Consider the following 13,674-nt stretch of genomic DNA (forward strand, 5'->3'; position numbering starts at 1 on the left):
CGCCTTTCGGCGGCCCGACCGGGGCCCTTCTCACGTGATGCCGCGGCTATATCCCCGGCTGGTTCGCCCCGTTCACCCCGGGAGCGTCCACACCGGACACCTGGTCACCGTATTGGATCACCAGGTTGGTGTCTTCGCCGTTCCCGCCGACGTAGCCACTTCCGGTTCCGCTACCGCCGTTGCCGCCGGTGGAGCTGGAATCAGTGACCGTCGATGCGGTACCGGCTCCGTCGTTGCCGTAGGCACCCAGCCGGGCCTGGCCACCGTCGCCACCTTCGCCGCCGTCGATGCCATCGCCGCCACGACCACCCACAGACGTTCCGTCGGCGACGTTGCCGATGTCACCACCGGTGACGATGCTCGCCTTGCCGCCGTCGCCGCCCTGGCTGTTCGCACCCGTAGCGTCACCGCCGGCACCGCCGGTGGACGTGCCGCTGGACATGCCTCCCGGTCCACCGCCAAGCCCGCCGTTGGTCAGCTTGGAGCTCTGGATGACCGAACTACCGCCGTCACCGCCCTGGCTGTTGGCGCCGGTCGCGTTTCCGCCGGCACCACCGGTGGAGTGGCCGTAGCTGATACCGCCGACAGCGCTGGTCGCCGAGGCGTCACCGGACTCCAACTCACCCCAGCTGCCCTTGCCACCGGTGCCACCGTCGGTGCCGTCGCCGCCGCGGCCGCCCTGGGCGATCGCGTCGTAGCCGCGGTAGCCGATCGATCCGCCCGGGTTGTCGACCACCAGGTAGCCCGCGCCACCGTCACCGCCGATGCCGTTGTCGCCGGTACCGCCTTCGCCGCCGAGGGCTTGTGCGGTGGTGATCATCGAGTCGGTGCCGGTAGCCGAAGCAACCGCTTCACCACCGGCGCCACCCTGGCCGCCGTTGGCTGCACTGCCACCGTCACCGCCGACGACCTCGACATCGTGGATCTTGGCCCCATCGGTGGCGGCGATGGCGGCGTCGCCACCGTCCGCGGTAGCGCTGCCGCTGCCGCCGGTTACCGAACTCTCGGTGATCCAACCGCCGCTGGACGCAGTGGCCGTGGCGTTTCCAGCGCCGCCATCGGCTCCCACCTCCCCCGCTTGGGCGGTCACACCAGCAATGGTGCTGTTCGCACCGTCAGCGGTGATAGCAGCACTGCCGCCGCTGACGCCTGCTCCAGCGTCGGTTCCAGTGGCGCGACTGCCGGAGATCAAGCCGCCATAGGTGGCCTGCACCAGACCGCTGCCGCCTGCTGCGCCGGCCGCACCGTCGCCGCCGGTAGCACTGCTGTTGTAGATGTTGATGCCTGCATCCGCCGGGTCAGAGCCATTGCTGGTGTGGCCGATCCGGCCCTCACCACCGGCACCACCGTTGACGCCATTGGCACTGTCGCCGCCGTTACCACCGGTCGCCGACCCGTTGGTGATGCTGCCGCCGTAGCCACCGGAGCTGATCCGGCCGGTACCACCGGCACCACCGGTGTGGCCGACGCCGCTTTCGGTGGTACCCGTACCGCCGTTGCCACCGTGGGCCGTACCGGTGACGGTGCCACCGCCACCGCTTTGCATGTCAGCACGGATCTGAGCGTCACCGCCGATACCACCGGTGCTGCCGTAGCCAACACCGTCGCCACCGTTGCCGTTGGTGGCTTGACCGCCGGCGTGAGCATCTGCACCGAAGGCGCCCACCTGCGCGTAGAAGGTGTAACTACCGCCCTTGCCGCCATCGAGACCGTCACCACCGTTACCGCCGGTGACAACAGTGTCCGCGTCCACGGTGGCACCGTCACCGGCGGCGTAAATCCGTCCACCGGAAGCATTTCCACCGATCCCACCGTGACCCGAGTTGTCCGCGGTGGCGTTACCGCCCGTACCGCCGTAGATGGTGCCGGCAGCCGAACCACCGTCTTGGTAGTACGAGCCGGTAGCGATACGGGCCGAACCGCCCAGACCACCCACACTGCCGCCGCCGGTTCCGTCACCGCCAACACCGGCCAACGCCTTACCCGTCACATCCCCACCAAGGTGGGCAGTGTGGTCGTTGGTCTGGTAGATGGTCCACAGCTCCGAGTAACCGCCGGCGCCACCCTTGCCGCCGTCGAACCCGTCACCGCCGTTGCCACCGATGGCCTGCGCGTCGTGGACGCTGCCATCCAATTGCGAGGCCACCGACGCATACCCGCCAGCGCCACCCGTACCACCGTTGCCGTCACCGACGCCGGCGTTACCACCGGTCACGGTCACATTGGTGACGTCGCCACCCAACCGATCCGCCGTCCCGTTATCCGCCGCCGACGGCAGTGTCCCGCCAGCCATGATGTTGGCCGCACCACCGGCAGCACTATCCGAACCATCACCACCAGTCACGTGGCTGTTGTCGACGTTGCTGGAGTCAGTGGCCACCAGTGATGCGTTGCCACCCAGCGCGCTTCCGCCGGCACCGCCGTCACCACCGGTGACAGAGCTGTTCGAAACGGAGCTGCCCGAGGAGACGGTCGCCGTGGCCGAACCACCAGCACCGTTCACACCACCGTTACCGCCATCAACATCAAGACCGTTGACGGTGCCGCCGGTGACCGTGACGGTGGCACCGCCACCGGCCCCGGTGCCCGTACCGGCGTTACCACCGGTGAGGTGAGCGTCGGTGACATTTCCGCCGCCGGTCACAGTCAAGCCACCCGAACCACCCAGCGTGGTACCGGTGCTCTCCCCAGCGGTCACCGAACTGTCAGCGACATGACCACCATCCGTGGTGATCCGCGCCCCCGGACCCTGCTGAGTACCGGCGCTGTTACCACCGGTGACCTGGCTGTTGGTGATGGTGTCACCCTCACCCCGGGCGATGATCACCGTGTCAGAGGTCACCCGGCCAGCGGCCCCAGGAACCCCGGCACCACCGTCACCACCGGTAGCAGTCACGCCGGTAACCGATGAGTCCTTACCGAGGGCCTGAACATAGGTGTAACCACCCTGACCGCCCAGGGCCCCGGCACCGGTGCCATCACCACCATCACCAGCGGTCACCGTGCCGTTAGCCGTGGCGCCCTCATTGAGCGCCCCGACCTGGCCGGTAAAGCCCCGACCGCCGGTGCCGCCATCAATACCGTCACCACCGTTACCGCCGTGGGCAGTACCACTGGCCTGCGCACCAGCGCCACCAGCGACGACGCTGCCGGTATTGCCGACACCACCCGTGCTGCCAGCCCCGACCGCGTTACCACCGGCACCACCGGTCGCCACACCCTGCGCGGTACCACCATTGCCACCCAGGCCGCCACTGGCGAAAGCCCCTTGGATGTTGGCGCTGCCACCGTTACCACCCGTGCTGCCCACACCGGTTCCCGTACCACCGTTACCGGCAGTGGCCGAGCCGTAGGCAGTTCCGTCCTGGCCCGCGGTGACCTGCGCGTAGCTGCCGTTACCACCGGTACCGCCATCGAAACCAGCACCACCGGCACCACCCTGGACCACCGTGTCCACATTCGCGTCACCGACCGTGCCGCCGTTGCCGACGAAGGCGTATGCATTGTTGCCATTACCGCCATGGCCACCGTTCTCGCCTGCACCACCGGCACCGCCGATGGCGTGCACCTGGTCCGGGTCACCGGCAATACCCACCGTGCCATCCGGGGCCCGGACGATAGCGACACCACCCGTGCCGCCGGTGCTGCCAGTGCCATCCGCGGCACCACCGACACCACCGGTGGCATTACCCGAGGCGTGGTCATCGTTGCCGACGATCACACCCGCATCGGTGATCCCGGCGTCAACAAAGGCATTACCACCGGCACCCGCCTTGCCACCGGCCGTACCAGCACCGCCATCACCGCCGCGGGCAGTGCCCTCCGCCGTGGTCTGAGCACCGCCAGCCATCACCCGCGCCGCACCACCAGCACCACCGATACCGCCATTGGCATCGCCGGAGCCACCATCACCACCAATCGCGTGGCCGTTGGTAACCGCACCACCCTGCTGAGCGGTCACAGTGGCGTTACCACCGGTGGAGCCGATACCGCCGCTGCCCGCAATGCCGCCAACCGCGGAACTGCCCGCCACGGTGGACCCCAAGCCATCAGCGGTGACGTCAGCTGCCCCGCCGGCCACACCGTTGACACTGTCACCAGCAGTGGCGATGCCATTGCTGATCACGCCACCATCGGTGGCGCTGATCGTGCCGGTGCTGCCGGCCGCGCCCGCCGCACCATTCGCGGCAGCAGTGGCGTTAGAGCCGTTACCGCCGTCACCACCGGTGGCCGCGCCACCGGCTGTGCCGCCGTCGGCGACCACCGTCGCGGCACCACCGACTCCGCCGGCACCACCGATCCTGTTGGTGCTGAAGCCGTCACCGCCGTTACCACCCGTGCCGCCGGTAGCCGAAGTGGTGTCATCACCATTGACGTCGACGGTGTTGGTCACGGTGCCACCGTTGTGCGCCTCGATCGAGGCGGCACCACCGTTTCCTCCGATACCACCGTTAGCGGTGGCGCCGATATTGCCGACGACGCCGCCAGCACCACCGGTCGCGGTCCCGCCCGCCACAGTGCTCGCACCATCAGCCGAGACCGTCGCCGCACCACCATTTCCAGCGGCGGCGGTAGCCAAACCACCCGTCGCCCCGGCGCCACCGATGGCCGTACCCGACGCTGAGCTGGTGTCCGAAGCCGTCACCGTCGCGGCGCCGCCCTTGCCACCGACCCCGCCGGCCTTAACCAACGACGCCTCACCGCCATCGCCACCGCGACCACCAGTAGCCGCACCACCGGCGGTCCCACCGTTAGCCGTGATCCGGCCATCTGCCCCAGCACCACCGGCGCCACCGTTGAAAGCCGTGGTGGCGTCGCCGCCGTCACCACCAGCACCACCGGTAGCCGCACCACTGGCCGTACCACCGTCAGCAATCACAGAGGCGTTACCGGCCAGACCACCGGCACCACCGGCCTTGCCACCGATGGCCTCGCCGCCGCTACCACCATTACCGCCGGTAGCCGTGGTGGCGCTGGTTACGGTGCCACCGTTGTGCGCCTCAATGAACGCAGCACCACCGTTTTGGCCCTTGACACCATTGCCACCGGTACCGCCGTCGCCGCCGGTCGCGGTACCACCCAGCACGGTGCTATTGCCGTCTGCAGAGATGGCGGCCGCACCACCAGCACCGACAGAGCTGCCAGTCAGGCCGCCCATAGCACCCGCACCACCGATCGCCGTACCGGTAGCGGTGCTGGTGTCCGCTGACGTGACAGTCGCAGCTGCGCCCGCACCACCGGTACTGCCAGCCTTGTCGACACTGGCGTCACCACCGGTACCACCGGCACCACCGGACGCCGAGCCACCGGCCGTCCCACCCGTGGCCGTGATGCTGCCAGCACCGCCGACACCACCGTTACCACCGACACCGCCGGTGTTGGCATTGCCACCGCCACCCCCGACACCACCGGAAGCCGCACCGCTGGCCGTGCCACCGTCAGCAGTAATAGTGGCCTTGCCGCCGGCCGCGCCGTTACCGCCGGCAAAGCCAGCAGCCCCTTGCCCGCTACTGCCGCCGGCACCACCGACAGCCGTGGTGCCGTCCGTGTTGGTGACAGTGCCACCGTTACGCGCCTCAATGGTCGCCGCACCACCGGCCGCGCCCCGGCCATCACCGCCATTGCCACCGGCACCGCCGATGGCCGTACCACCCTGCACCGAGCTGGCCGCACCGTCAGCAGAGATCGTCGCCGCACCACCGCTACCGGCAGTGTTGCCCGTCACGCCGGCCGTACCACCAGCACCACCGATCGCCGTACCGCTGGCACTACCGCCCGCTGACGCCTTGACCTCCCCGACACCCCCGGCAACACCGTTAGCGCCGGCCTTGTCGACACTGGCATCACCGCCGTCACCGCCAGCACCACCGGTGGCCGTGCCGTGGACCGTGCCACCATCGGCCGTGAGCCTGCCAATGGCGCCGGTAGCGCCGTTGCCGCCCGCGCCGCCGGCGTCGCCCGCGCCACCGTCGCCGCCGACGCCGCCGGTGGCCACACCGGTAGCGCTGCCACCGTTAGAGGCAGTGACGGTACCGGCACCGCCCGTCCCGCCAGTGCCACCCGCGCCGCCGTTGAGGGTGTCGCCGCCGCTACCGCCCACGCCACCGGTGACGTCAGCGTCGGACACCGTGCCGCCCGTGTTCGCCGTGATGGTGGCAGCACCACCCCTGCCGCCGGCGCCGCCTCCGGCACTTCCGGCACCGCCCGCGCCGCCGGCCAGCGTGCTGTTCTCAACTTGACCACCGTCGGCCGTGACCGTCGCCGCACCACCCGCGCCATAACCCGTCTGGCCATCGGCACCGACAAGCACGGTATCGGTCACCGTGCCGCCGTTTCTGGTAGTGATCCCGGCCGTTCCGCCAGCACTGCCGGCAGCACCGGCGCCGCCAGTGACGTGACTATCCGTGACGTGGTCACTACCAGTGCCCGGGTTGCCGCCGTCACCTCCGACGAAGTTCGTCGCGCGCCCGCCATTGCCGCCATTGACGCCATCAGCACTGTCGCCGCCACGTCCACCGGTCGCCGAACTGTCGGTGCTGGTGCTGTTAGCCGAATTGGCCTGCACATAGGCCTGGCCGCCATTACCGCCGGTCAGCCCATCGCTACCCGTACCGCCATCGCCACCGTTTGATTGACCATCAGTGATTGTGGAGTTCTCGCCCAGTGCCCGGACCCAACCCAACCCACCGTCGCCGCCCTTGCCGCCCGCACCGACGCCGTCGCCGCCGCTGCCACCGTAGGCTTCGCCGTCAGCCTTGGCACCGTCAGCCAGCGCCGACACCTGACCACCGATGCCGTTGCCACCGGTGCCACCGGCGAGGCCATCCCCACCCGAGCCACCGACCGCGATACCGGAGGCTTCTGCGCCGGCACCGCCCGCGATGACGGAACCGTTGCGGGCAATGCCACCGGTACCGCCACCAGTCGCATTACCACCGGCACCGCCAGTCGCAGTGCCAGACGCGGTACCACCATTGCCGCCCAAACCACCGGGCTGCCCATCACTCCAAGCCGCCTGAATACCGCCCGTGCCACCGGCACCACCGACACTGCCCGCACCCTCGGCACTGCCACCGACCCCGCCGATCGCCGTGCCGGAGGCATCGCCGCCGGTCCCGTAGCCCTCCAGACCGGCATACACGGCGCCGCCGCCACCGACACCGCCTACGCCGCCATCGCTACCGGTGCCGCCACTAGCCCCGGTGGCCGTCGCGTCATGAACGAAGCCGCCCTGCTCAGCGCTCGCATACCCGACACCGCCGGCACCACCCGTGCCGCCGGTCTCGCCAGCACCACCGGTACCACCGGCGACAGTGACCTTGTCAACCATGCCACCCGAGTTGGCCTCGACCGTCGCGCTACCACCGACACCACCGGTACCGCCGTTGGCGTCACCGATCCCGGCATTGCCGCCGGTGGCCGAGCTGTCCGTGACGCTGCTACCGGTCCCGTCAGCGGTGATGACCGCTGCACCACCGGCCGCACTGTCGCTGGCGTTGCCGCCGGTCGCCAAGACCGTGTCGATCACGGCGCCGTCCGTCGCAGTCACGTTGGCGCTGCCGCCGGCACCGCCCGAACCACCGTTACCACCAGTGACCGTGGCGTTGATGACCGCGCTGTCCGCGCCGTCAACAGCAATGGCCGCCGCGCCGCCGTCGAAGCCGTCACCGGCGTTGCCACCGGTCACCGTGCTGCCAGCGACACTGCCACCGTTGGTGACCAGCAGCGAGGCGCCGCCGCCAAGGGCGTTGTCGCTGTCTTGTCCGCTGGCCACCGTGGTGTTTTCGATGGAGCCGCCGTCGGTAGCGATCAGCGAGTTGCTGGCGCCGTCGCCGCCGACCACACCGTTGAGACCACCATTGCCGCCGTCGCCGCCGGTGACAGTGCCGTCGGTGATGTCGCTGCCCAGGCCGTCGGCGTGGATGGTCGCGCCGCCACCAGTACCGCCGTGGCCGCCGGCCGCGGTGGTGCTACCGGCGCCACCGTCGCCGCCCTTACCGCCGGTCGCAGTACCGGTAGCGGTGCCGCCGTTGGTGCCGCCCACATAGGCACCACCGCCACCACCACCGCCGGCACCGCCGAAGCCGGCATCCGTGCCGGCGCTCAGGGCGCCGCTGCCGCCGAGGCCACCGGACCCGCCGACCGCGCCGGCGCCGATGCCGGCACCGGTACCGCCGGCACCGCCGTCGCCGCCCTTACCGGCCGCGCCGCCATTTACAGCCGCACCACCGATGCCACCGGTACCGCCGATACCACCGGCTTGGCCGAGCAGCCCGTCGCTGCCGACACCATCGCCGTCGCCACCCTTGCCGCCGTTGCCGCCGTCGCTGGTCGCGCCCGACGTGCCAGCCGCACCGCCGGTACCGGCCGTTCCCGCACCCGTACCGGCCGCACCGCCAGCACCGGCCGCACCACCAGCGGCGCCGTTACCACCGCTACCGCCGGCACCCGCGGTGTCACCGCCACCGCCGCCGGCGCCGTCACCGCCCGCGCCGGCCGTTCCTGCGTTGCCGCCGCTACCACCGGTACCACCATTGCCGTTGACGACACCACCGCTACCACCGGCACCACCGGCCCCGCCCTGACCACCGGCTCCGGCATTGCCACCGTTACCACCGGAGTTGTCGCCGCCGGTGGCGCTGAAGCCTTCGCCGCCGTTACCGCCAGAACCACCGGCACCGCCTTGACCTCCGGTGCCACCGACGTTGCCGGTTCCGCCCGCGCCGCCGGTTCCACCGGCGCCACCCGCGCCACCGTGGTCGCCGTTGGGATCCCCGTCGACTCCTGCCAGGCCGTTGAAGCCCTGACCGCCGATGCCACCGGCACCACCATTGCCGCCGTCACCCTCCGCGGCCCGGGTGAGGCCATCGGTTTGTAGTCCGCCCTGGCCGCCGTTACCGCCGGCACCACCAGCACCGCCGGCGCCACCGTCGATGTCGAGCGCATCACCGGCAGTGCCAGCGGCACCGTCCTTGCCGTGGCCACCATTGCCACCGACACCGGCGGTGCCATCGGCTGCGTTACCGCCGCCGACCTCTAGGCCACCCTTGCCGGCGTTACCGCCGGTACCACCATCGCCACCGGCCGTACCTGCGGCCGCACCGCCATCGCTGGCGGCGTCATACCCGGCGCCGCCGGCACCACCGCTGCCGCCCTTACCGGCCGAGCCATTGCCGCCGCCGGCCGACTGAGCACCGTTACCACCAGCCGCGAAACCACCCGCGCCACCGGCACCGGCGTTACCACCGTCGCCACCGTTGCCACCGATACCGCCCGTGGTGTTGACGGCGTCGCCGGCCATGCCGACCGCCCCGTTAGCGCCGTCGGTGCCACTACCGCCCTGGCCACCGACACCACCGACGCCGTCGGCGCCGGCGACCGAACCGGTACCGCCGACGCCGCCGTTACCGCCGACGCCGCCATTGCCACCGGAAGTACCGGCCGCGGCACCCGCTCCGAGCGCGTCATAGCCGGCGCCACCGGCGCCACCCTTGCCGCCGTCACCGCCAGTGCCCGACGTCGCCCGCGTGGCTCCATCGGCCTGCAGACCACCTAGGCCGCCGTTGCCGCCGTTACCACCCGCGGTGCCAGCGGTGCCGTTGACGTTGAGGGCGTCGCCGGCAGTGCCCGCGACCCCGTCCTTGCCGTCGCCACCGTTGCCGCCGACGCCGGCCGCGCCGTCCGCGGCCCGGCCGCCACCGACCTGCAGGCCACCCAGACCGGCGTTACCACCGACACCGCCCTTGCCACCGGCGGTCCCAGCTGCGGCGGCACCATCAGAGGCCGCGTCATACCCGGCACCGCCGGCACCGCCGCTGCCGCCCTTACCGGCCACACCGTTGCCGCCCGACGCGGCCTGAACCCCGCCACCGGAGAAACCACCGGCGCCACCAGCACCTGCGTTACCACCATTGCCACCATTGCCGCCGGCACCACCGTCGGGGTTCAGCGCGCTACCAGCCGTACCGACCGCGCCGTTGGCGCCATCGGTGCCCGAGCCGCCCTTGCCACCGACACCACCAGCGCCCTGGGTGCCGGCCGTCGAACCCGTACCGGCCACACCACCGTTACCACCGGCGCCGCCGTTGCCACCGGACGTGCCCGCCGCCGCACCAGCGGCCACCGCGTCATAACCGGCACCACCTACGCCACCGGCACCACCGTTGCCGCCCTTGCCCGCCGCCGCATGGGTGGTCCCATCGGCCTGCAGACCACCCTGGCCACCGTTACCACCGTTACCACCGGAGGTGCCGGCCGTGCCGTTGATGCTGCCCGCGGTGCCCGCCGTACCGGCAGCGCCCGCCTTACCCGAGCCACCATTACCGCCGACACCGGCGGTACCGTCCGCGGCACGACCGCCGCCGACCTGCAGACCACCCTGGCCGGCGTTACCACCGATACCGCCGTTGCCACCGGAGGTACCGGCCGCCGCCGCACCATCGGAGGCGGCGTCGTACCCGGCGCCACCGACACCGCCGCTGCCGCCCTTACCGGCCACACCGTTCGCGCCACCGGCAGCCTGCGTGCCACCACCGGAGAAGCCACCAGTACCACCGGCACCGGCGTTACCGCCATTGCCACCATTGCCGCCGGCACCACCGTCGGGGTTCAGCGCGCTACCAGCCGTACCGACCGCGCCGTTGGCGCCATCGGTGCCCGAGCCGCCCTTGCCACCGACACCACCAGCGCCCTGGGTGCCGGCCGTCGAACCGGTACCGGCCACACCACCATTGCCACCGGCGCCGCCGTTGCCACCGGACGTGCCCGCCGCCGCACCAGCCGTCACCGCGTCATAACCGGCACCACCTACGCCACCGGCACCGCCATTGCCGCCCTTGCCCGCCGCCGCATGGGTGATGCCATCGGCCTGCAGACCACCCTGGCCGCCATTGCCACCATTACCACCGGACGTCCCGGCGGTTCCATTGACGTTGACCGCATCCCCGGCCGTGCCCGCCGTGCCGTTCTTGCCGTGCCCGCCATTGCCACCGAGACCGGCCGTGCCATTCGCAGCGTTGCCGCCACCGACCTGAGCACCGCCCAGGCCGGCGTTACCACCGACACCACCGTTGCCGCCGGACGTCCCGGCCGCCGCCGCACCATCGGCGGCAGCGTCATAGCCGGCACCACCGGCACCACCGCTGCCGCCCTTACCGGCCACACCGTTGCTGCCCGACGCGGCGAAGTTGCCGCCACCGGAGGCGCCACCGGCACCACCCGCGCCGGCATTGCCACCATTGCCACCGTGCCCACCGGCACCACCATCGGGGCTACCGGCAGTTCCCGCTGTACCGACCGCACCAGTGGCGCCATCGGTACCCGAGCCACCATTGCCACCGACACCGCCGACACCGTGCAGACCGGCGACCAGGCCGGTACCGCCGACGCCACCGCTACCGCCAGCGCCACCGGCGCCGCCATCGGTACCCGGAGCCGCACCGGCGCCGACTGCGTCATAGCCGGCACCGCCCTTGCCGCCCGCGCCGCCGTCGCCGCCGAGTCCGGTCGCAGCACGCGTGGTGCCATCGGCCTGCAAGCCGCCCAGCCCGCCGTTACCGCCGCGGCCACCCGCCTGACCGGCGGTGCCGTCGACGTCGCTGGCGGTGCCGTTGATCCCGTCAGCGCCGTCCTTGCCGTCGCCGCCGTTGCCGCCGACCGCGGCGACGCCGGAGGTCGCCCGCGATCCGTCGGCTTCCAGACCGCCGAGGCCGGCGTTACCGCCGGCGCCACCGTTGCCGCCGCCGGTGCCTGCGAGCGCGCCGGGATCGGTGGCCGCGTCGTAGCCGTGGCCGCCGACGCCGCCGTCGCCGCCCTTACCGGCCGACCCGTGGGAGCCCGACGCGGCGAAGTTGCCACCACCAGAGGCACCACCGGCGCCACCGACACCGGCATTGCCACCGGTACCACCGTTGCCGCCGTCGCCGCCGTTCATGGTCGACGCCGTGCCCATGACCCCCGCCGCACCATGAGCGCCGTCGGTACCGGAACCGCCGTCGCCGCCGACACCGCCTACACCATGGGTTCCAGTGGTGGCGCCGGTACCGCCGACACCGCCATTGCCGCCCACACCACCGTTCCCACCCGACGTGCCCGCCGCCGCCCCGTCGCCGAGCGCGTCATAACCGCGACCACCCTGGGCGCCGGCACCACCGTTACCGCCGCCACCTTCGGCAGCGCGCGTGACGCCGTCGGCCTCTAGACCGCCCTTGCCACCGTTACCGCCCGCGCCACCGTTGCCGCCGGCCGCGCCATCGGGCGATGCCGCGCTGCCGTCAGCGCCGGTGTAACCCGCTCCACCGTTGCCACCATGGCCACCGCTACCGGCGGTACCACCGGTGCCGTTGGCCGCCTGCCCGCCGGCACCTTGGCCACCGACGCCGCCCTGGCCCGCGTTGCCACCGGCACCACCGGCCTGGCCGGCGAACCCGTCGACGTGCGCTGCGTCGCCGTCGGCACCGTCGGCACCGTCGTGGCCGTCGCCACCGACACCGCCATCGCCACCGGCTGCGCCGACGCCCTGGCCACCTTCGGTGCCCGCGGCGCCCGCGCCGGCAAACAAGCCCCCGGCACCACCGGCGCCAGCCTTGCCTGCGGCACCACCGTTACCACCGGCACCACCGTTACCGCCGCTGATCGCGTCGACGCTGCCCGCGGTCCCGTTCTCGCCGTCGGCGCCGTCACCACCGGCGCCACCGGCGGCACCCGTGCCGCCGGATCCGCCCTTACCGCCCTCACCGAACCAGTTCGAGGCCCGGCCGCCGGCACCACCATTGCCACCGGCGCCACCGTTCTGACCCGCGCCACCATCGGCGCCGGCCAACACACCAGCCAGCCCCGCCGCGCCGACCGCACCGTCACCGCCGGTGCCGCCGGCCCCCGCGGTACTGAACAGGGCCCACAACGCAGCGTCGCCACCGACACCACCGGCACCACCGTCGCCACCCGCGGTGACCGCGCTTCCACCGTCACCACCATCGCCGCCGTGGCTCAGCCACCCGAACCAGCCGGCGGCGCCACCATCGCCACCGGCACCGGTGTCAAACCCGTCGCCGCCGTGGCCACCGTTACCGCCGAACAAGCCACCCTGACCGCCCGCACCGCCGTCGTAGACGCCGCCGGAACCATCGGCGTCCCATCCCGCGCCGCCGCTTCCGTAGATCCAACCGCCGGCGCCGCCGTCGGGGTTAGCGGCCGTGCCATCCGCGCCGTTACCGAACGGCATCAGCCAGTTGATCTCGCCGAAGTTGAAGGACGCGTCCGCAGCACCGGGCCAGCTGAAGTCCGCCGCCCCGATACCGCTGAGGTTCAAATCAGCCAGCACTGCATCCCAGGTGGCGGTGTCGCCCCAAGAATCGAAGACCCCGTCCCAGCTGGCCGAGTCCAGAACGACTCCCCAGGCCGCCTGGTCGCCCCAGTTGACACTGAGATCCGCGACGGCCGAACCGAGGTCCTGACCGAACAGGTCCACCCACACGTCTTCGATATCTGCGTGCGCAGCGGGCGCCGCGGCTAGCGGCCCCAAACCAAACGCGAGAAACGCGCTCACTGCAGTTCCCGAGCCCAACGCTCGGCTGCTGCGACGACCTTTGAAACCGCTTTGACGGTTGCGAGACATGGCACGTGCCCCTTAGCTGAAGATATTGACGACGGTGGCAAATCTAATGACCGGCAAGG

Annotated in this window: 1 protein-coding gene; it reads right to left on the reverse strand. The window is 71.6% G+C overall.

Annotated elements, in window-relative coordinates; translation table 11 throughout:
- Positions 1-46 precede the first annotated feature (46 nt).
- A complete protein-coding gene (locus RCP37_RS21040; protein ID WP_308484858.1) occupies positions 47-13,546 on the reverse strand; it encodes a beta strand repeat-containing protein in 13,500 nt (4,499 codons plus the stop codon).
- Positions 13,547-13,674: the final 128 nt, after the last annotated feature.

The organism is Mycolicibacter sp. MU0102 (genome assembly GCF_963378105.1).
GTDB classification, from domain to species: Bacteria; Actinomycetota; Actinomycetes; order Mycobacteriales; family Mycobacteriaceae; genus Mycobacterium; species Mycobacterium holstebronense.